We start from the raw sequence: 21,443 nt of genomic DNA, 5'->3' as shown, positions 1-21,443 counted from the left end.
TTTATTCAAAACCGGGTGCAGCGCGCAGCGCTGCGGGTCGCGCCAGCGACCCTCATGCGCGGAGGCCGCATCTGATGGGCAAGACCGCACTCGTCATGGCCGGCGGCACCGGGGGGCACATCTTCCCCGGCATCGCAGTGGCCGAAGCCCTGCGTGCGCGCGGCTGGACGGTGCACTGGGTGGGCGCTCCCGACAGCATGGAGCAGCGCCTGGTGCCGCCGCGCGGGTTTGCCTTCGAATCCATCGATTTCGGCGGGGTGCGGGGCAAGGGTTTCCTGACCCTGCTGTTGCTGCCCTTGAAGCTGCTGCGCGCCTTCTGGCAGAGCCTGCGCATGGTGCGGCGGGTGAAGCCCGACGTGGCCGTGGGGCTGGGCGGGTACATCGCGTTTCCGGCAGGGCTGATGTCGATTCTGTGCTGGAAGCCGCTGGTGCTGCACGAGCAGAACTCGGTGCCGGGGCTGGTCAACCGCATCCTGGCGCTGGTCGCGGATCGCACCTTCACTGCGTTTCCGGGCGTGTTCAAGACGGGCGAATGGGTGGGCAACCCGCTGCGCGCCGAGTTCGTCGGTGTGCCTGCGCCCGCCGAGCGGTTCGCTGGCCGCAGCGGGCCGCTGCGCTTGCTGGTGGTGGGGGGGAGTCTCGGGGCCAAGGCGCTCAACGAGATCGTGCCGGCGGCGTTGGCTTTGCTGCCCGTCGGCGAGCGGCCTGTGGTGACGCATCAGAGCGGTGAGAAGCAGATCGCCGAGCTGCGGGCCAACTACGCGCGGGCGGGGGTGGAGGCTGAATTGACGCCGTTCATCCAGGATACGGCTCGGGCGTTTGCCGAGGCCGATCTCATCGTCGGGCGGGCGGGGGCCAGTACGGTCACCGAGATTGCCGCCGTCGGGGCGGCTGCTGTTTTTGTGCCATTTCCGTTTGCGGTGGATGACCACCAGACGACGAATGCCCGGTTTCTGGCGGATGCCGGGGCGGCCTGGGTGGTGCAGCAGAAGGTGCTGACGGCTGAGTCCTTGGCAGCGTTGCTGCGGTCTGTGGATCGGGGTGAGCTGCTGGCTCGGGCTGAGAAGGCTCGGGGCTTGGCGCGGTTCGATGCGGTGGATGCCGTTGTCGCCGCCTGCGAGGAGGTGGGTTGATGAGCCGGCGCATTTGCTCATCGCTGTTGGAGGGTTTGCCGCTGCGGGGGCTGTGTCTCCTGCGGAGGGCAGAGGCCGGGATTTCGCCCCGGCGGGCGAGTCACTTTCTTTGCTTCGCCAAAGAAAGTAACCAAAGAAAGGCGACCCCGCTGGGGGAGACCCCTTCGGGGCACGCTGCGGTACTCGGTTTTGCGGGGTCTGGCGGAACTCGCTTCGCTCAGACAGCCGCCAGCCCTAATCCGCAAAACCTCCGTTCCTCGCTCTCCCCCAGAGGGGACCCCCGGTCCGGGCCATTGCTTCGCTCGGCCCACACGAGCCTTCGCTGCGCTCGGCGGGGGACGGCGCGCGCGCATCCACAAGGACGGTGGCAACACCTGTCAGCAGCGCCCGCGAAGGTGTATGGCGATCGACCCCACGCGGCCCCCTCACTGTGCTCAGTGCGGTCGCCTGTCCTTACCCTCTCAGCCCCGACCCTGCGAAGCAGGGGCCCAGGCACTGGATCGACCCTTGTCCAAACTGTTGCCGCCAGGGCGTTCGAAGGCACATTTCCCAGGCCGAGCGAAGCAATGGCCCGACCGAGCCTCGAGCTCGTCTTCAAAAGCTTTTCTTTGGTGACTTTCTTTCAGCAGAAAGAAAGTTACCGCGGGTCTGGGGGCGCGCAAGCCCCCAGCTCCACCCTACGAACAGTAGAAGAAAAAGACACAGCCCAAAGCCGCGTCCCAAGCCAAACAAAACAACAAGAAAACCCATGAAACACGCCATCCGCCACATCCATTTCGTAGGCCTGGGCGGCTCAGGCATGAGCGGCATCGCCGAGGTGCTGTTCAACCTCGGCTACGCCATCTCCGGCTCCGACCTCTCCGACAGCGCGACCCTGCGCCGCCTCGCCGACCTGGGCATCACCACCCACATCGGCCACGCCGAATTCAACATCGACGGCGCCGACGCGGTGGTCACCTCCACGGCAGTGCGCCAGGACAACCCCGAGGTCATCGCAGCAAGGGCAAGACGCATCCCGGTCGTTCCCAGGGCCATGATGCTGGCCGAGCTGATGCGCCTGAAGCAGGGCATCGCCATCGCCGGCACCCACGGCAAGACCACCACCACCAGCCTGGTGACCAGCGTGCTCGCCGCCGCCGGCCTGGACCCGACCTTCGTCATCGGCGGCCGGCTCAACAGCGCCGGCGCCAACGCCAAGCTCGGCACCGGCGACCACATCGTGGTGGAGGCCGACGAGTCCGACGCGTCCTTCCTGAACCTGCTGCCGGTGATGGCGGTCGTCACCAACATCGACGCCGACCACATGGAGACCTACGGCCACGACTTCAGCCGGCTCAAGGGCGCCTTCGTCGACTTCCTGCACCGCATGCCCTTCTACGGCGTGGCCATCCTCTGCACCGACGATCCGGCCATTCGCGAGATCCTGCCGCAGGTCAACTGCCCGGTGACGAGCTACGGCTTCTCCGAGGACGCCCAGGTGCGCGCGATCGACGTGCGCGCCGAAGGCGGCCGCATGCGCTTCACCGTGCAGCGCCGCAACGGCGTCACGCTGCCCGACCTGGACGTGAGCCTCAACCTGGCCGGCCGCCACAACGTGCTCAACGCGCTGTCGGCGATCGCCGTGGGCGTGGAGCTGGGCATCGCCGACGAAGCCGTGCTGCAGGCGCTGTCGGAGTTCCGCGGCGTGGGCCGGCGCTTCCAGCGTTATGGCGAACTGCGCGCGGCCGACGGCGGCACCTTCACGCTGATCGACGACTACGGCCACCACCCGGTCGAGATGGCCGCCACCCTGTCGGCGGCACGGGGCGCGTTCCCCGGTCGTCGCATCGTGCTGGCCTTCCAGCCGCACCGCTACAGCCGCACCCGCGACTGCTTCGAGGATTTCGTCAAGGTGATCGGCGAGCACGCCTCCACCGTGCTGCTGGCCGAGGTGTATGCCGCCGGCGAGGCGCCCATCGTCGCGGCCGACGGCCGGGCGCTGGTGCGGGCACTGCGGGTGGCGGGCAAGGTGGAGCCGGTCTTCGTCGACGACATCGTCGCCATGCCGCAGGCCATCGCCGACCAGACGCGCGACGGCGACGTGGTGATCTGCATGGGCGCCGGCTCCATCGGCGCGGTGCCGGCCAAGGTCGCCGAGATGCGCGCCATCGCGTCGCCCGCCGCCAGCGACGTTCGTGCGGGAGCCACGGCATGAGCCCGCACGACATCGTCTCGCGTCTGCCCACGCTGCCCGCGTCCGACGCCTTCGGCAAGGTGGCGGTGCTGATGGGTGGCGCCTCGGCCGAGCGCGAGATCTCCTTCATGTCGGGCACTGGCGTGCTGGCGGCGCTGCGCTCGCGCGGTGTCGACGCCTATGCCTTCGACACCGGCACCCGCGACCTGTCGGAGCTGCGCACCGAAGGCTTCGACCGCTGCTTCATCGCGCTGCACGGCCGCTTCGGCGAAGACGGCACGGTGCAGGGCGCGCTGGAGTTGATGGGTATACCCTACACCGGCCCGGGCGTGATGGCCTCGGCCATCGCCATGGACAAGGTCACCACCAAGCGCGTCTGGCTGGCCGACGGCCTGCCGACGCCGCGCTACGTGCGCCTGGCACCTGACCAGCAGAGCCCCGCGCAGGTGGCGGCGGTGGTGGGACAGCTCGGCCTGCCGCTGATCGTGAAGCCGCCTCGCGAAGGCTCTTCCATCGGCGTCACCAAGGTGACCGACGCGGCGCAGCTCGCCGAGGCCGCCGCGCTGTCCACCCGCTACGACCCCGACCTGCTCTGCGAAGAGTTCGTCACCGGCGAAGAGATCACCGTGCCGGTGCTCGGCAGCGGCGCCGACGCCGTCGCGCTGCCGGTGATCCGCATCCACGCGCCCGAAGGTGCCTACGACTATCAGAACAAGTACTTCACCGACGACGTGCAGTACCTCTGCCCGAGCGGCCTGCCGCCGGCCGAGGAGCAGGAGATCCAGCGCATCGTGCTGGCCGCCTACCGCACCCTGGGGTGCCGGGGCTGGAGCCGCGCCGACCTGATGATCCGCGCCGCCGACCGCAAGCCTTTCCTGCTGGAGATGAACACCTCGCCGGGCATGACCTCGCATTCGCTGGTGCCGATGTCCGCGCGCTGCGCCGGCATTCCGTACGACGAGCTGTGCCTGCGCATCCTGGCCACCGCGAGCCTCGACTACAGCGCCGCGCAACGCCAGGTGGTGGCACGCGAAGACCGGCAGACCCGCCAGGAGAACGCCGAGTGACCGACGTCTCGCCCGCACCTTTCGACGTACGGCTGATGAACGTGACCGCCGCGGTCCTGTTCGCCGGCTGCGCGGCGATGCTGCTGGCGGCCGCCGGGCTGTGGGCGCTGCGCAACCCGGCGTTCGCGCTGGGCGGCATCGTCATCGACGGCAAGCTCACCCACAACAACGCGGTGACGCTGCGCGCCAATGTCGCCAACCGGCTCGAAGGCAGCTTCTTCACCGTCAACCTCGGCGCCGCACGGGCGGCCTTCGAGGCCGTGCCCTGGATCCGCCACGCCGACGTGCGCCGCGAGTTCCCCAACCGCCTGCACGTCACGCTCGAAGAGCACGTGGCGGTGGCCTTCTGGGGCCCGGAGTCGGGCTCGGCCATGGTCAATACCTTCGGCGAGGTCTTCGAGGCCAACGTCGCCGATGTCGACAACGACGACCTGCCGCGCCTGTCCGGCCCGGACGGCGACGCGCCCGAGGTGCTGGCGATGGAGCGTGCGCTGCAGCCGCTGTTCGGCGCCATCGAGATGTCGGTGACCGACCTGGCCATGTCCGGCCGCGGCAGCTGGCGCGTGATCCTGGACGACGGCCCGACGGTGGAGCTCGGCGGCGGCAGCGTCGCCGAACTGATGGCCCGTACCGAACGCTTCACCCGCACGCTGACCCAGGTCACCGCCAAGTACGGGCGCCGCCCGGACGCGCTGATCTCGGCCGACCTGCGCCATGCCGACGGCTACGCCATCAAGCTCAACGGCGTAACCACCATGACGGTGGAACAGGCCGCCGCACTGGCACGCAAGAACACGGTAAAGGCGATCGATTGAACGCCATGAGAACGAACAAGGATCGAGGGAACAACTGATGGCTAAAGAGTACAAGGACCTGGTGGTCGGCCTGGACATCGGTACTGCCAAGGTGATGGCGGTGGTGGCCGAGGTGCTGCCCGACGGCCAGCTCAAGCTGGCGGGCCTGGGCGTGGCGCCGTCCAACGGCCTGAAGCGCGGCGTGGTGGTCAACATCGACGCCACCGTGCAGAGCATCCAGCAGGCCCTGAAGGAGGCCGAGCTGATGGCCGACTGCAAGATCACCCGGGTCTACACCGGCATCACCGGCAGCCATATCCGCGGGCTCAACTCCAGCGGCATGGTTGCGGTGAAGGACAAGGAAGTCACCCCGGCCGACGTCGCCCGCGTGGTGGAGACGGCCAAGGCGATCAACATCTCCACCGACCAGCGCCTGCTGCTGGTGGAGCCCCAGGAGTTCGTGATCGACGGCCAGGACGTGCGCGAGCCCATCGGCATGAGCGGCATCCGGCTCGAAGCCAAGGTGCACATCGTGACCGGCGCGCAGAGTGCGGCCGAGAACATCATCAAGTGCGTGCGCCGCTGCGGCCTCGACGTGGAGCAACTCATGCTCAACCCGCTGGCCAGCAGCCAGGCGGTGCTGACCGACGACGAACGCGAACTCGGCGTGGCGGTAGTCGACATCGGCGCCGGCACCACCGACGTGGCCATCTTCACCAACGGCGCGATCCGCCACACGGCGGTGATCCCGATCGCCGGCGACCTGATCACCAGCGACATCGCGATGGCGCTGCGCACGCCCACCAAGGACGCCGAGGACATCAAGGTCGAAGCCGGGTTCGCCAAGCAGTTGCTGGCCGACCCGGAAGCGCAGGTGGAAGTGCCGGGCCTGGGCGACCGGGGGCCGCGCATGCTGAGCAAGCAGGCGCTGGCTGGCGTGATCGAGCCGCGCATCGAGGAGATCTTCTCGCTGGTGCAGCAGGTGATCCGCGAGTCCGGCTACGAGGAAATGCTGTCCTCGGGCATCGTGCTGACCGGCGGCAGCGCGGTCATGCCGGGCATGGTCGAGCTGGGTGAGGACATCTTCCTGAAGCCGGTGCGCCGGGGCGTGCCCAAGTACCGCAGCGCGCTGGCCGACATGGTCAGCCAGCCGCGCGCCGCCACCGTGATGGGCCTCATGGAAGAGGCCCGGCTGGCGCGGCTGCGCGGCTTCAAGGTGGCCCAGAAACACGGATCCGTGAAGACGGCCTTCGGGCGCTTCAAGGATTTCATCATCGGGAACTTTTGATGACCCCCAGGCTTGCCCACTGCGTGTGGCCGCCTACCCCCGTCCCGGGGGCGACGCTGGCCGTCCGGCAGAGCCGGCCCGGCGGCGTCCTCCAACGGGCTTCGCTTCGCTCGCCTTGGGTGGGGAGGGGCTGGTCGTGATTTGCTACCGACTTTGGCTGGCGCGGGGGAGCCCGCCTCGGCGGCGACGATGGCGATGTCGACGTCCCGAGCCTCCGGCCGCACCCGCATCGCATCAGATTCAGTTCAACCGTTTTTTCTCGTTCAACCGTCTTTTTTTCGTACAAGTTTCAGGAGATCCATCATGACCATCGAAATGATCGAAGTCGAAGAGTTCCACCAAGGCACCCAGATCAAGGTGATCGGGGTCGGCGGTGGCGGCGGCAATGCCGTGGATCACATGATCGACCGTTCGGTGCAGGGCGTGGAGTTCATCTGCGCCAACACCGACGCGCAAGCGCTCGGCCGCAGCCACGCGCATCGCACCATCCAGCTCGGCCAGAGCGGCCTGGGCGCGGGCAGCAAGCCCGACAAGGGCCGTGAGTCGGCCGAGGCCGCCGAGGCCGACATTCGCGCCGCGATCGACGGCGCGCACATGCTGTTCATCACCGCCGGCATGGGCGGCGGCACCGGCACCGGCGCGGCACCCATCATCGCCCGCGTGGCCAAGGAGATGGGCATCCTGACCGTGGGTGTGGTCACCAAGCCCTTCGAGTTCGAAGGCGGCCGCCGCATGGCCAACGCCGACGCCGGCCTGACCGAGCTCGAAGCCAATGTCGACTCGCTGATCGTGGTGCTCAACGAGAAGCTGCTCGAAGTGCTGGGCGACGACGTCACCCAGGACGAAGCTTTCGCCCACGCCAACGACGTGCTGAAGAACGCGGTCGGCGGCATCGCCGAAATCATCAACGTGCCCGGCCACGTCAACGTCGACTTCGAAGACGTGCGCACCGTGATGGGCGAGCCCGGCAAGGCCATGATGGGTACGGCGGTCTCCGACGGCCCGGACCGCGCCCGCATCGCCGCCGAGCAGGCCGTGGCCTGCCCGCTGCTCGAAGGCATCGACCTGTCGGGTGCCAAGGGCGTGCTGGTGCTGATCACCGCGGCCAAGGGCAGCCTGAAGCTCAACGAGTCCAAGCTCGCGATGAACACCATCCGCGCCTACGCCTCGCCGGACGCACACGTTATCTACGGCACCGCCTACGACGACAGCCTGGGCGATCAGATCCGCGTGACCGTGGTCGCCACCGGCCTGTCGCGCCAGGGCCAGCAGCGCCGCACCGCGCCGCCGCTGCAGGTGCTGCGCACCGGCACGCACGACGTCGGCTTCAACCTGCCCTCGGGCAGCGCCGGCGGCGCGATGGCCGGCCACGGCCACCAGGGCCTGGGATCGCTGGGCAACGCCTCGGCGACCGACTACGGCAACATGGCCGTGCCGAGCGTCTGGCGCACCAACCGCACGCAAGCGGCCGCGCGGGTCGATGCGCTGGCATCAGGCGGCATGGACGATCTGGAAATTCCGGCGTTCCTGCGCAAGCAGGCGGACTGAGTTCTCCCCCAGGCTACGCACTTCGTGTCTCCGCCTACCCCTTTCCGGGGGCGGCGGCCTGGCTCGGCGTAGCCTCGCTGCCACGCCTTGAGGCAGTCGGCCTGCTTCGCACGGCCTCCGGGGCTTGGTAAGGCGCAGGCTGCTAGGCCCGCGCGGCGTTGGCAGCAGCGGTGGCGTTGCGCAGACGATCGACGCCGGCCGCGCGGGCGGCCTCCTGGGCGGGGGTGTTGTGGCCATCCAGTGGCTGCCAATGGTAGCCGCCGTCCTCGCTGTAGCGGTCTGGCCGCGCTCCATCGGGGTCGCGGGCCAGCAGCAATAGCGTAGTGCGCTCCGGGCGCGGCCTCCAGAAAGGCTGGGCGGGCTCGGCCCAGGCGTGTCGGAAGTCCGCGTTCTCGTAGCGCACCGGCAGGGCCAGTTCCATGCCGGCTTGGCGCGTCGACATGGCGTCCAGTCCGGCCCGCGCGCCCTCGCGGGTCGCGGCCTCGCGGCCGGCGGCCAGCGCTTCCTGCACATCGGCGCCTGCGCGCAGACGAGTCAGCAGCGCCTGCGTAGCGGCACGGGCACCGGCCCGGGCACCGGCACGACCGCCGGCGCGGGCACGGTCCTGCAGGCCGGTCGTGGGGCCCGCACCGATGCCCGCCTTGCGGCCGGCGACACGGCCGAGGCCGGCGCCGACCCGGGACGCCGTGTAGCACAGCCAGCGTTCGTTGGCGGTGGCCGGACGCAGCCGCGGCGGCGGCGGCGGCGTGGTCAGCGCGACGGCCGAGGCATTGGCCGGAAAAATGAGAGGGGCGCCCGCCATCAGGATGGCCTCGTGCTGCACCGGGCGCGGCGCGAAGCGCATGGCGTTTTGACGCGCTTGCAGGCCGGTGAAGACGAGGCTGCCGTCCTCCAGGGCGCAGCCATCGGCCCCGCCGTTGCGTGGCGGGCTGGCGGCTGCCTCCGCGTCGTGCACGGCCTGGTCGTAGAACCGCTCGATCTGCGGCACGGTGCGTGCGTCGAGCGCGTCGGCAGCCTGCCGGGCACGCTCCAGGATGAATTCGGTGGTGCCGAGCCGGGTGTCCGGCCAGCGGCCACGCACCAGGTCGGCCGTGCCCTCCTGGTAGAGCGCGGAGACGGCCTCCCGGATGAACGGGCGCATCATCGGTTCGGTGGTGCCGGCCAGGCTGCGGCGCAACAGGAAGTCGAGCGACTGGTGGTATTGATCGGCCTGGTCGAGGCGGTGTTCGAGCATCAGCCGGCGCGCGGCGGTGGTGCCGTAGGTGGTCAGCGTCTGATTGCGGTGGCGAGCGGCACCGGCGGTGTCGCCCGCTGCCAGCAGGCCGAGGTAATGGCCGGTGGGATGGCCGAACTCAACAGGCTCGGCGCTGCTGCCGCTCGCATCGACGGAACGCCCGGCACGCGCTGTGGGTGGCTCGGTGAAGGCCTCGACCTCGGCAGTGGCGAAAAGCGGCCACGGCGCCGTCCCGGTGTGGTTCAGATGCCCCATTCACAGGGGCAGATCGGTGGCGCCGGCGCGACCGCTTTCGCCCGCCCGGGCCGGCGGCAGCGGCAGCGGGTGGGCGGCGCCTTGCGATTGGGTCCAGGCAGAAAGAACGGCGAGGGCGGTGGCGAGCGATGGCAAACGCATGGTGGGTGACAGCGGTGGTGATGGCCGGATGGTGATGGCCGGATGGAGGTGGGCGACCATCAGAACCTGGCTGCCGATGCCCTGGGCGCCGGTATCCGAAGAAACCCGGCGGCAACGGAATGTGGACCGCACAGCGGCCGCGTCGGCCCGCCCGTCCGGCCTGTGCGACCCATGATTGGCGAACGGCCGGCCAGGCCGTGAGAAGGCGGTTTTCGGGGCGCCGGCTATGCGCGCCATAAGGACAATGCTGCACCGGCCGCAGCCTGCGAAACTAAAATCTTCCGATGCTCCAGCAACGCACTCTCAAGACCCTCACCCGCGCCGTCGGCGTCGGCCTGCATTCGGGTCAGCGGGTCGAGCTGACCTTGCGGCCGGCCCAGCCCGACACCGGCATCGTGTTCCGCCGCATCGATCTGCCGGAGCCGGTCGATATTCCGGTCACTGCGATGGCGGTCAACGACACGCGCCTGGCCTCCACCATCAACGTGGGCAGCGCCAAGGTGCACACCATCGAGCACCTCATGTCGGCCTGCGCGGGACTGGGCATCGACAACCTCTATGTGGACATCACCGCCGAAGAGGTGCCGATCCTCGACGGGTCATCCTCGTCCTTTGTGTTCCTGCTGCAGAGCGCTGGCATCGAACTGCAGCGTGCACCGCGCCGGTTCATCCGGCTGCTGCGTCCGGTGGAGGTGCGCGAAGGCGATGGCCCGGCCGCCAAGTGGGCGCGGCTGGAGCCCTATCACGGCTACAAACTCGCCTTCGAGATCGACTTCGACCATCCGGCAGTCGACTCCACCGGCCAGCGGGTGGAGTTCGACCTGGGCGCGGGCAACTACAGCCGCGACATAGCGCGCGCCCGCACCTTCGGCTTCACCCGCGACGTGGAGATGATGCGGGCCAACGGACTGGCGCTCGGCGGCGGGCTCGACAACGCCATCGTGATGGACGACTACAAGGTGCTCAACGTGGGCGGATTGCGCTATGACGACGAGTTCGTGAAGCACAAGATCCTCGACGCCATCGGCGACCTGTACTGCGTCGGCAAGCCGCTGCTGGCGGCCTACAGCGCCTTTCGCTCCGGCCACGCGATGAACAACAAGCTGCTGCGCGCCCTGCTGGCCGCAGAAGACAGCTACGAGATCGTCACCTTCCAGGACGAGAAGCAGGCGCCGCGCGGTTTCGCCCAGGTCGCGCGGGCCTGGTAGCCGCGGCCGCGCGACGCCGCTCGCCGGTCGGCGTCGTCAGCCTGCGTAGAGCTCCACCCGCAGGTCTCGCCCCGCCTGCCGTGCCGCGAGGTGCAACACGCTCTGCAGCGGCAGTGCCGCCGTGCCGGTGACGGCATACAGCTGCCCGTTGTTTTCCTTGAAGGTGATCATGCGGCCCGTTTCCGGCAGCGCGAGCACGGCCATGGCGCCGTCGACACGCTCGGTGCGTTGCAGGGTGCCCTGCAAGACCGCGTCGCCGCCGTCCTGTTGACGCAGCCGTGGCATGTGTGGCAGCACGAGCTGCAGGGTGAGGCCGAATTGCGCGCTCAGATAAAGCGCGACCAGTTCGAATCCGATCGATTCATAGGCCTGGGCGCGCGCATCGTGGGCCGTGCCATGGTCCGCTCACTCCGGCGACAGCGGATGGCCGCCGTACCGCAGGTGGTCGAGCAGTGCGCTGAGGTCCAGGCGGCGGTGTTCGTCGGCGGGATCGACGAACAGACCGATGGAGCCGTCGGCCATCATGGCGGTGATGGCGGTGATGGCACCATCGCCGCCATCGCCGAGGGGGTGCCGGCGGAAGTATTCCTCGATCGCGCGCGACCAGCAGAAGTTTTCGGGGTGACGGTCATTGATCCAGGCGGTGACCCGAGTGCGCTTGGCGAAGCACGCGTAGGGAATCTCGGCCTGCAGCTGCGCCAGCTGCAGGGCCAGTTGCTGCGGCGTCGGGGATGGACGCAGCCACTGGCGCTGCTTCAGCGCATCGGCAAGCTGGGACGGGTGCAGATGCATGAGCGTGGAGCGCACGGTGTCTCGGCTTATCTTGAGTTGCAGCCGCTGCGTGGCCGTCAGGATTTTGTCGACTTCGAAACGCCATCGCTGCCCGTTTCGTGGGCTCGGCACGGCCTTCGGATGGCCGATGTACCTTGCTCAGGGCTGGTAGAGCTCCACGGGCTGGTCCATGCCGGCGCCCAGGGCGGTCGAGGCCGTGGCCAGCATGATGTCGAGTGGCCAGGCGTGCGAACCGTCGACGACGGCGAGCCTGCCGTCGATGCGCCGCAACGGGAACATGCGGCCGAGGACCGGCAGGTTCAGCATGGCGATGGCGCCGTCGGGCCATGGCGCGGTGCGCCATTCGAGCTCGTCGTGTACGGACTTGCCGGCATCTTGGGCGTTCAGCCGCGACAGTGGTGGTGCCTGGCGCCGCAGTGCGATGCCGTAGCGGTGCTGCAGGTAGGACGCTACCGCGTCGAAGTCGATCATGCCGAAAGTCCAGATGCGCGCGGCATGTGCGGTGGCATGCGAGGCGTCGGGCGCGACCTGCGCTGTCCGGTCCAGCCAGCAGGTGAAGTCGTCCAGTGGCGCGCGGCCGCCGACGATGCCGGTGATGGCGTCGCAGGCCTCTGCGAACCCGGGTATCGGCGCATAGGACACGAGCCGGCTGACCGTGCCCCGACAAGACGCGACCGGCAGCGCCGCCCAGAAATCGCCCCCCGCCAGCGTCAGGCCGGCGGTGTGCTCGTCCTGGCCGGCCAACACCGGCATGCCGAGGCGGTGGTCGAGCAGGTAGAGCGCTTGCTGGTCGCGCCGCAGGGCGACGAATTGCAGCGGCGACGCACCCGTGGCGTCCGTGGGCGAGCCGGCCCGCATGACCGCGGCCTGGTCGAGGTCGGACAGAAGCGCGCCGGCAACCGCTTGCCAGTGTCGAGCCTGCAGTTTCAGCGTGGTCCAGCCCGTGTCCGCACCGGGCCCGTCGGCGGCGAACGTCTGGGCGATGACCATGGCGTCATCGGGCGTTGCGACCCGATTGGCGAAAGACACGACGGCGCTGCTGGCATCGAGGGTTTGCATGGCGTTGGCCATGGCCTCGGCGAGCTCCTTCAGGCCGCCCTCGCCCGACGCCAGCGTTCGCACCGGCCCTCCATGGGCCGGTGGCAAGACCGGGGAATCGACGGCTCGTGATGTCGGCGCGGCCAAGCCGACCGCGCTTCGCGAAGTCTTGGCGCGTGGCCCGTCGACAGTTGTTTCCAAGACATGGGGCATGGGCGGCTGCGAACGTTTCGTCGGGGTAAGAACATGCGTCGGCGTCGGCGTCGGCGTCGGCGTCGGGTCGGGCACCAGAGCGCGTTCGAGCGCGGTGTACACGCTCATGACGGCCCCGCCGGTGAGCTTGAGCGGTTTGTTGCCGGGCTCCCCGCTGCAGAACTGCGCGGAAAAGGCTTCGATGAAGTCGTTCCAGGGCGGCATGTCCATGCCCGGCCGCAGTTGGAGTCGATTCATCATGGCCACTGCGGCGTGGTGCTTGCCCACGGCGCCGGCCAACTGGGCGAGCGGCATGAAGCTCCCGAGGTCGAAGCACAGGCCGTTCTGGCGCGCCGTCAAAATCTGATCGATCGCATTGCTGGTCACGGTGAGGCCTCGCCAATGCAGGTAGTCCACCAGGGCGCCGTGATCCACGAAATGGCATGCGCTCGGGTCGAAGAACAAATCGATGCTGCGGTCCGCGATCATTCTTTCTATGGCCGCGTCGGCGGCCTCGTCGTTGCTGGGCTTGGCAGCCAGGCATCGGGAAATGTGCTGCGTCGAACAGTACGAATCGGGATAGCGGTCGTTGATCCAGGCGGCCATCTGGTTGCGCGGCGCGAACACGGCGAAAGGAATCTCCGCGATGAGTCGGTCAAGCCGTTCGCGCACCTCCGCCCGTTTCGGGGGCACTTTCTCCCATTGGCGGCGGCTGAGTACTGCCTCCAGGTTCGCCGGATGCAGCGGGCCCAGCATGTTGGCCAGCGTATCGCGGTTCGCCGCTTCTCCTTGAGCCTGCAGTTCTCTCATGACCGGCCCGACGTCGAAGCATGCGCGCCCGGCGGCGTCACGCGTGATGAAACGACCCACGGTGCGCTGGTCGACACTCTGCTGCAGCAGTGTGAAAAGCCGGGCCGGGACGGTGACCCGGCGCGACCCGGTCACCTGCGACTGCAGGTCCAGCGGATCGATCGGCGGTCGGCCTTTGGCGACCCGCGATGGCGAGGGGCGTTCGACCCCCATCTGCATGGGGGGCTGGTGGTCGGCGATGGCGGTTTGCCGCATCTGCGCCTGTCCGCCAGAGCCACTGGAGTGGGTGTCTGTGCGTACGGGCGATGTTCGCGCGTCGGCCGTCGCTTGCTGGTCGGCGACAGCGATGGTGGCGGCAGCGTCGGGCAGCGTGAATTCTTCCGACCGGGCGGGCGACGGCGCCTGGTTCCAGGCGATGGACGGATCGACAGTCGCGCACGGGGATGTGACCTCCGGCCTGGTACCGGACGCTGAGGGGCCGCTCGACGATGACCGCGAAGGCGATGGGAGCCGCTGGCCGGGGAGGGTGGTCGGGGCAAGGGACGTAACGGGGGCAGGCAATGACATGGGCTGGGTTCTCCGGAAGTCAGATGTGGAAGAGTTCGACCGTGGTGGCGCGGCCGGCTTCGCCAGCCGCCGATGCCAGGACGGCGTCGAGTGGTCGGTACGCCGGCTCGGTGATGGCATGCAGCCGGCCGTCGATGCGTCGCACGGCGACCATGCGACCGATGTCGGGCAGGTTCAGGAAGAAGGTGGCCCGCGACGACAGATGGGCCGTGCGCCTGTCGATTTCGCCAAGCAAGTCACCCTGGTCTTGCGGGCTGAGTCTTGGCAGGGGCTGCGACTCGCCCTGCAGGGCGATGTCCAGGCGCTCGGCCATGTAGCGCGCTGCCGTGGCGAAATCGATCATGCCGAAAGCCCAGACGCGCGCGGCGTGCGCGTCGGCATGGGAGGCGAGCGGATCGATCTGCGCGTCAGTGTCCAGCCAGCGCGCGAAGTCGTCGAGCGGCGCGTCGGCGCCGGTGAGGGCGGCAATGGCATCGCAGGCCTGCGCGAAGCCGGGCAGGGGCAGGTAGGACACCAGCCGGCTCGCCGCGCCCCGGCAGGCCGCGGCCGGCAGCGCCGCCCAGAACTGCCCGCTGCCCAGCGTGAGGGCCGCGGTCGCGTCATGGCCGGCGGGCGTTGCATCTCTGGCGCGGTGATCGAGCAGGTGCAGCACCTGCTCATGCCGGCGCAGGGCCACGAACTGGACCGGCGCTGCGCTATCGGCCGGATCGGACCGCATGACGACGCCCTGGTCGAGGTCGGCCAGCAACGCGGCGGCGACCGATCGCCATTGGTGCGGCAGCAGGCGCAGGCTGGGCCAGCGGGTGTCGTCGCCGGGCTGCGGCGTCTGGATCAGATCGGCGACGAATTCGGCGTCGTTGGGTGACGCGCCGCGGTTGGGCGTTCCGGCGATCACCTCGGTGGGGATGATGGTCTGCAGGGTGTTGCTCATGCCGGTGACGAGTTCGTACAGGCCGCCGGCGTCGCTCGGCACCGGCGGTTTCATGAGGGAGGGGGCCTGCGTGGCCTGGGCAGCCGGGGTGATCGCGACGGCGGCTTGCGGCTGCACCAGCACCGCGAGCCGCTCGTCCAGCCGCGCGCGTTTGGCTGGCCTTTCATGGCTACTGGTCGACGAAAGGTGGACGCCGGCGGGCCGACTGTGCTCCTGCCCCTGGGGCTGGTGGGGCGTCGGCGGGGCCTCGCGCAGGGCTCGGTCGAGTTCCACGTACACGCCGGTGGCCCCGGGGCCGTGGTGTCGCTGCAACCGGCCGGGGGTTGCGAGCAGGGCCAGCTGGCGTTCGAATGCGGCGATGAATTCGGGCCACGGTGGCATTGTGTCGCCCGCTGCCAGACGCAGTTCCTTCATGATCGCCAGCGCCATGTTGCGCCTGCCGGGTTTGCTGCGCAGGGCCCGGGACGGAAAGTAGTCGCCTGCCGTCAGACCCAGTTGGTCGGCGCGCGCTGCCAGCATGGGTGCCAGCCGGTCGGCAGACGCCTGGCAGCCGCGAAAGCGCAGGTGTTCGGCCAGTGCGAAACGGTCGAGGTTGAGCTGGTGCCCCACGGGGTCGGCGAAGATCGCGATGCTGCGGTCGTCGTACATCGCCTGGACCATGGCTTCTGTGGCGCCGTCGTCTTTGGGCAGATCATTCGCGATCTTGCTGATGTCCGGCACCGTGCAGTAGGAGTCGGCGTTGCGATCGTTGATCCACGTGGCCACCATATGACGCGGGGCGAAGGCCGCATATGGAATGTCCACCAGGAGCCGGCCGAGTTGTTCGCGCAGCTGGTCGGTTGTCGGGGAGGGCTTGAGCCATTGGCGAGCGGTCAGGACATCGTCCAGCCGGGAAGGGGGCAGGTCGATGAGCAGCCTGCGCACGTGGTCGCGGGCGACGACGAGACCGCATGCGCCACATGCCGTGACGATGGCCTCGATGTCGAATTGGTGGCGCCCCAGCGACGGGACTCGTTCGATGAAGTGGTGCAGGCTGCCGTCATCGCGCCAGCGCTCCAGCTGCCTGAAGAGCCTTTCACCCTGCGCCGAGCGGCTGCTGCCGATCGCGTGGACCGACAACGACGTATGTAGCGGCCCTCCGGCGGGGGTGTCGTCGCCCGGCTCCGACGGCGCGACGTCGCCGCAGAGAAACGCAGGGTCGAGCCGGTATTCGGTTGCTTCACCGACCTGGATGAGGCCATGGGCTCGCAGCGCCTGGAAATGCGCGGTCCGCTGCTCCGGGGTCAGCGCCGGCTGCAGGCGCGCCATCACGGCGTCGCATTCGAGCTGGCTGAAACCCTGGGGGAACACGCTGCGCAACTCGGTGGCCAGGCCCATGTCCTGCGGCGCGCGGATCGGTCCCGATTCGTCGCTGACCATGGGCGCGCGGCCCCGGAACAGGCGCAGGCTCTCATCGTCGGCCCGAAAGTCGAACCGCCGGCTCGGCATCTTTCCCTTGATGCAGACCTGCGAGTCCACTACTTCCAGTGAAGCGATCGATATCGGCAGCCGATGGATGAGTTCCTTTTTCATGCGCATCCCACGGTTCCACAGGAACGCATGCAATTCCTCGGTCGATGTGCAAAAGCCGTCGGCCGCCATGCGGTTCACGCATTGCAGGATGGCCGTGCGATGGATCTCGGTGGCCTGCTGGAGTTGTAGCCGCGTGGTGCAATCGGCTTTGCGGCAAAGCGCCCGCATCGTTCGTCGGGCGGGCAGATTGCCGTATGCCATGAAGTGCAGGTACTGGATGGCCGAGGCCTGATGGGCCTTGAGGAAGTCGACCACGCTGGGGCCGCAGACGTCCGGCTGGGCCAGCCAGTTCATGAGGCCCTGGTAGGCGACGCGGTTTCGCAGCATGCCCGGATTGATGCGAATTTGTTCCAGCGCCTTCGTGGCGAAAGTGCGCAATGCCGGCCATTGCGGGCAGGTTTCCGGTCGCTCCAGCGCGATCCACCCCGGCAGGCTTTTTTTGTCGAATGTCAGGCTCGCGGCCCGGAGCGACTGCTCGACTGCCTGCATGGCGTCGGTTTGCGTGGCTTGCTGGAGCGCCTGCGGCAGAAAAGGGCGGATGTCGTTGGGCGTGGCGTGGCGCAGCGGCGGCATGTCGTTGCTGCGGGCCGGTCGGCTGCGCGCTTGCGCGGACAGCGGCCGCTGCCAGGTGGCCAGGGGGACCGGGAGGTGGGCCACGGTCGAGTCCGGCAATGTGAAGTCCGGTGCCGAATCGGACCCTGTGGGTAAGGCGTTCCAGTCGGCGGACGGATCGATGGCTGTCATCCACGACGGCGACAGCGGGCCGATCGGTGGCAAGCCGTCCGGACAGGGCGAGAAAGACCAGTCGCTGAATGAGGACGATGTCAGGCCACCCTTCGGCGATGCAGATGAAATGGGGTACGTCATGGGGCGGATGGTCGGGTGAACTGGGGGCCCGCGATGGTTTGTCACGCCTCGCCGCGACGGGCCATGGAGCCGAAGCCGAGGCCTGCCGGCACGAACGCGTTGCGGGGCGGGTTCGCACGTCGGGCGCCACCTTCGTCCGGGCATCGTCTCCGCTCAGCGCAGGCAGAAACCGACCGCCCGGTCCTGCCCGGGGTATCGGGCGGCCGACGCCAGGAGACGATCGACCAGGGGCAGGCTCGACACGGCGACGACAGGGTGGGCGCTGTGCGGGGTGCGTTGGCAGGTATGCCCGGGCTGTCATCGAGCCAACGGCTGAAGGCCGCGAGCGGTGGTGATGTGCCGGTGAGTTCTGCGGTGGCGTCGCAGCCGTCGGCAAGACCGGGGATCGCCAACCACGCACCAGCGTGAATTGGGCGCGAATGCGGCACTTGGAGCTTGGCTTGGAGCGGTCGCGCTCAGACGTTGTAAAGCTCGGCCTGCAGGTCGTGGCCCGTCTGTGCCACCACCGAAGCGAGCCAGTCACTGAGTGGCACGGCCGTCTGGTCGACGATGGCGCATAGCCGCTGGCCGCTCCAGCGCAGCGCAAGGGTTCGGCCGATGGCCGGCAGGTTCAGCAGTGCGACGACGCCGTCGGTCAGGTTGGCGGCGCGCCACCGGATCTCTTCGTGCAGCGCATGACCCGCGTCTCGCATGGTCAACAGCGGTAGCGCCGGTGTCCGGTGCTGCGGGGCGATGCCATGGTGTTCGCACAGGTAGGCCGCGACCGAGCCGAAGTCGATCATGTCGAACGCCTGGGTGCGTATCCGGTGGGCGTCGGCGTGTGGCGTGTCGGCGGACAGGCCGAGCCGGGCGTCCAGCCATTGCGAGAAGGCGTCCAGGGGCGCGAGCGTGCCGGTGATGGCGGCGATGACATCGCAGGCATCGGTGAAGCCTGCGATCGGGGTGTAGGAGACCAGCCGGCTCACCGTGCCACGGCAAGCCCCCACCGGAAGTGCCGCCCAGAATTGGCCGTTGGCCAGGGTCAGGCCCGCGTGGCCATCGGCGCCGATCAGGGCGAGCCCGAAGTTGTCGCGGCGCAGGGCGGTGAAGTGCGGCGCGGTGATGGCGCCTGCCGGGCTCGGCCTGCCGTCGGACCGCATCAGCACGGCGGTGTCGAGACTGCCCAGGACAGCGTATTGCGCCGCGTGCCAGTGGTGCGGCGCCAGCTGCAGCGTGGTCCACGAGGGGGCCATGCCCCGCGTGCCGTCGGCCGTTGGTGGCGCGGCGAGGGCATGGGCGATCGAGCGTGTGTCTTCCGGGGTGGCGGCGCGGTCCCAGGTGTTGTCGAAGGTGCCGGGGGCGAGCCCGGTCTGTATCGCATCGGCCATGGCGCTGCCGAGTCGGTGCAAGCCACCGGGTGCCGGCTGGAACCAGTTGGCCTGCCGGGTTTGCGCGGGGCCTGTCGAAGACAGTTGCGTGGTCGATACGCCCGTGGTTTGCGGGCGGCGTCGTTTGGTTGGCGGCCCGGAACTTGAATCCGGTTCGGCAGGTCGGTGCGAAGCCCTGCTGGACAAACGCGCGTTCGATGCCGAGCGGCCTGCCGGGTGGAAGTCGTGCGCCTGCTGGAAGGCAACGCTCCTGGCGGGCAGTCCCTTCAACATACGCTCGATCAGCAGATGGATCTGCAAGGCCTCTTTTCCACCGTACGCCAGCGTCTTGCCGGCAATGAGGTCGTGGCACACGCTTTGCCGGAACGCCTCGAGGTAGCGGTCCCAGGACGGCATGGGGTCGCCAATGTTCAGGCCGAGTTTGTGCATCACCGCCGTGGCGGCGATGTGCTGGGCGATGTCGCCGACCAGATGTTCGGCAGGCAGATGGTCGTGCGGGGAAATTTTGAGCCGGGGCTGGCGCGCGCTCAGCAGGTCGTCGAGGATCGTCTGCGTCGTGCCGATGCCCAGGTAGCCGAGGTGATTCGCCAGCGCCTCGTGGTTGAGCGCGGGCTCGCCGGACAGGTCGACGAAGAGTGCGATGTCGCCCTGGTCGATCAGGTCGTCGAGTGCCTGGGCCACCGCCGCGAGGTCGCGCGGCAATGCCTGCAGGTGCTCGGTCAGGGCGCTGGGCGTGCAGAAGTGTTCGGGGTCGCCCGCATTGATCCACGCGACCACCTGCGAGCGAGGGGCGAAGGCGGCATAGGGCCTTGCTCGCAGCAGCAGCTGCAGCCGATCGCGCAACTCGGCGTCGGTATGCGCCGGCCGCCTCCATTGCTCGCGCTCGAGCGTCAGGGGCAGGCTCGACAGCTCGAGGCCTTCCAGCACGGTCCTCACGCTTTGCATCGAAAGGCGCTTGCCCATGAACCAGCTCGCCTCCTGGATCTTTTTGGCGTCAAGTACCAGGCGGCCTTCGAAATTGGACGACATGCACAGGTGCAGCGTCCCGGCCTTCTGCGCATCGCGCACCAGTGTCAGTACCACGCCAATCAGCTTGGCGGCGTTGTGGGTGTTGCCGGCCAGAATGCTGGTGCTCGATCTCGGGATGGGCAGTCCATCGGCGACCTGGTGGCTCGCGATGCGCTGGCGTGCGCAAGGGCACAGGTAGTTCTCGTCGAGTGCCCAATGCTGGTGGTCGAGCTTTCGGACGAGCCCGCGGTAGCACAGTCTGCCGATCAGTTTGCGTCGTTGTTTGGCGCCGATGGGCAACCGTAGTTCGTCGAGCACGGCCTCGAACTGGGTGTTGTCGAATCCGCCGGGATGGCGCCGCAGCAGCTCGCCGGCCAGACCGCGGTCTTGCGCGCGACGGGTCACGCCGATCAGCGTGCTGACCATGGGTGCCATGCCGCGAAACAGGGAGGTGATTTCGTCTTGCGGAAGGTTCTTGATCATCCGGTCCGGCTCTTCACCCGCCGGAAAGTAGAAGCCCTCTCTGCAGGCCAGGTCGGGCACGAAATCGGCCAGGCGATCCAGCAGGTCCGGGGGCAGGCGCAGTCCTCGTGCCCAGAGCAGCGCATGCAACTCCCGCCGATCGGTCGGATAGCCGTCGGCGGCCATGGTGCGAACGCATTCGTTGATGGCATGCCGGTGATGCGGCATGCATGCCCGCAGCTCGTCCTCGTCGCAGCAGTTGGGCTTGATCATCAGCGCCCGGGTCTGCAGTTCGGTCGGCATGCAGCCGTCGCGTAGGAAGAGCAGTTGCTCGATCACCGGCTCCTGGTGGTTTTCCAGGAAGTCGATCAGCGATGGGCCGCAGGCCTGTGGCCCGGCCAGCTCCATCATGAGCTGGAGGAAGTCGTCTGCGCTGTCCAGGCGCGCGGGATTGGCGCTGATGGCGTCGGCTGCCTGACTGGCGAAAGTGATCAGCGCGGGCCACTGCGGATACAGGCGCGGCTTGGCCATGGCCATCCAGGCCTGGAGCTGGTTCGTGGTGCACTGCTTGCCCAGCATGCGCAGCGATTCCTGCACCGATGACAGCACGCTCGATGCCGCCCTGGTCGTGAACGGCAACAGGTTCACGACATCGACGGGCGTGGCCTGCGCGCCCTCCTGGCTGGCGGACCGGGTGCAGCACTCGTATCGCAGGGGCCTGGCGTTGGATGTGGCCGGCAGGGCGTGCGGCGCGTGGGTCGGCGCCGTATGGGGTGGATCGAAGGCGCCGCGATCGGCCGGCACCAGGGGAGGCACCCAGTCAACGCCCGTGGGCGTGGCATGGGTCAACGCCGGCGGGCAAGCGGTGTTGGTGCCGGACGGTGGGCCACTGGAGGCCGAACCGTGCGGGGCGTTCGATGGACGACCGTAGGGCGCGATGGAACCCTGGGAAAAAGGCTGCGGATCATAGGGTGGAAAAGCCATGGCGCGCGGATG

General features: G+C 68.6%; 15 protein-coding genes. 8 read left to right on the top strand and 7 right to left on the bottom strand.

Annotated elements, in window-relative coordinates:
* Positions 1-71 precede the first annotated feature (71 nt).
* The 6 genes from murG to ftsZ all read left to right on the top strand — a co-directional run bounded on the left by murG (position 72) and on the right by ftsZ (position 8,003).
* A complete protein-coding gene (gene murG, locus R9X41_RS19110; protein ID WP_318635278.1) occupies positions 72-1,133 on the top strand; it encodes an undecaprenyldiphospho-muramoylpentapeptide beta-N-acetylglucosaminyltransferase in 1,062 nt (353 codons plus the stop codon).
* A gap of 748 nt (positions 1,134-1,881) precedes the next feature.
* On the top strand, positions 1,882-3,327 hold the full coding sequence (gene murC, locus R9X41_RS19105; RefSeq protein ID WP_318632021.1) for a UDP-N-acetylmuramate--L-alanine ligase: 1,446 nt from the start codon (positions 1,882-1,884) through the stop codon (positions 3,325-3,327).
* Complete coding sequence (locus tag R9X41_RS19100) at positions 3,324-4,373, top strand: D-alanine--D-alanine ligase (protein ID WP_318632020.1); 1,050 nt, start codon at positions 3,324-3,326, stop codon at positions 4,371-4,373. The genes murC and R9X41_RS19100 overlap by 4 nt, the downstream gene beginning before the upstream one ends.
* Entirely contained in the window at positions 4,370-5,188 is an 819-nt protein-coding gene (locus tag R9X41_RS19095; RefSeq protein WP_318632019.1) for a cell division protein FtsQ/DivIB, read from the top strand. The genes R9X41_RS19100 and R9X41_RS19095 overlap by 4 nt, the downstream gene beginning before the upstream one ends.
* A 37-nt stretch (positions 5,189-5,225) precedes the next feature.
* Complete coding sequence (gene ftsA / locus R9X41_RS19090) at positions 5,226-6,455, top strand: cell division protein FtsA (RefSeq protein ID WP_318632018.1); 1,230 nt, start codon at positions 5,226-5,228, stop codon at positions 6,453-6,455.
* Between the two features lie 303 nt (positions 6,456-6,758).
* On the top strand, positions 6,759-8,003 hold the full coding sequence (gene ftsZ / locus R9X41_RS19085) for a cell division protein FtsZ (RefSeq protein ID WP_318632017.1): 1,245 nt from the start codon (positions 6,759-6,761) through the stop codon (positions 8,001-8,003).
* Between the two features lie 142 nt (positions 8,004-8,145).
* On the opposite strand, the gene R9X41_RS19080 is transcribed toward ftsZ, so the two are convergent.
* The gene (locus R9X41_RS19080; protein ID WP_318632016.1) at positions 8,146-9,492 is read right to left on the bottom strand and encodes a hypothetical protein; all 1,347 of its coding nucleotides are present in this window, start codon (positions 9,490-9,492) and stop codon (positions 8,146-8,148) included.
* Complete coding sequence (locus R9X41_RS19075) at positions 9,493-9,693, bottom strand: hypothetical protein (protein ID WP_318632015.1); 201 nt, start codon at positions 9,691-9,693, stop codon at positions 9,493-9,495.
* A 224-nt stretch (positions 9,694-9,917) separates the two neighbouring features.
* Here R9X41_RS19075 and lpxC point away from each other — a divergent pair, with 224 nt between their 5' ends.
* Complete coding sequence (gene lpxC, locus R9X41_RS19070) at positions 9,918-10,841, top strand: UDP-3-O-acyl-N-acetylglucosamine deacetylase (protein WP_318632014.1); 924 nt, start codon at positions 9,918-9,920, stop codon at positions 10,839-10,841.
* 36 nt (positions 10,842-10,877) lie between these two features.
* On the opposite strand, the gene R9X41_RS19065 is transcribed toward lpxC, so the two are convergent.
* From R9X41_RS19065 to R9X41_RS19050, 4 genes are all read right to left on the bottom strand, one after another.
* A complete protein-coding gene (locus tag R9X41_RS19065; RefSeq protein ID WP_318632013.1) occupies positions 10,878-11,126 on the bottom strand; it encodes a hypothetical protein in 249 nt (82 codons plus the stop codon).
* Between the two features lie 120 nt (positions 11,127-11,246).
* A complete protein-coding gene (locus tag R9X41_RS19060; RefSeq protein ID WP_318632012.1) occupies positions 11,247-11,648 on the bottom strand; it encodes a hypothetical protein in 402 nt (133 codons plus the stop codon).
* A 123-nt stretch (positions 11,649-11,771) separates the two neighbouring features.
* Positions 11,772-14,234: a hypothetical protein gene (locus tag R9X41_RS19055; RefSeq protein ID WP_318632011.1), complete on the bottom strand. Its 2,463-nt coding sequence runs from the start codon at positions 14,232-14,234 to the stop codon at positions 11,772-11,774.
* A 25-nt stretch (positions 14,235-14,259) separates the two neighbouring features.
* Positions 14,260-17,400 carry a hypothetical protein gene (locus tag R9X41_RS19050; RefSeq protein WP_318632010.1) on the bottom strand — a complete coding sequence of 1,047 codons (3,141 nt, stop codon included), beginning with the start codon at positions 17,398-17,400 and terminating at the stop codon, positions 14,260-14,262.
* Between the two features lie 76 nt (positions 17,401-17,476).
* Between R9X41_RS19050 and R9X41_RS19045 the strand changes: the two genes are divergently transcribed.
* Positions 17,477-17,629 carry a hypothetical protein gene (locus tag R9X41_RS19045; protein ID WP_318632009.1) on the top strand — a complete coding sequence of 51 codons (153 nt, stop codon included), beginning with the start codon at positions 17,477-17,479 and terminating at the stop codon, positions 17,627-17,629.
* A gap of 436 nt (positions 17,630-18,065) precedes the next feature.
* Here R9X41_RS19045 and R9X41_RS19040 read toward each other — a convergent pair whose 3' ends face one another.
* Positions 18,066-21,431: a hypothetical protein gene (locus tag R9X41_RS19040; protein WP_318632008.1), complete on the bottom strand. Its 3,366-nt coding sequence runs from the start codon at positions 21,429-21,431 to the stop codon at positions 18,066-18,068.
* Positions 21,432-21,443 lie beyond the last annotated feature (12 nt).

Source organism: Xylophilus sp. GOD-11R (assembly GCF_033546935.1).
Lineage (GTDB): Bacteria > Pseudomonadota > Gammaproteobacteria > Burkholderiales > Burkholderiaceae_C > Xylophilus.
Note: the sequence above shows the minus strand (reverse complement) of the source record. Positions and strands in the feature narration are given on the sequence as shown.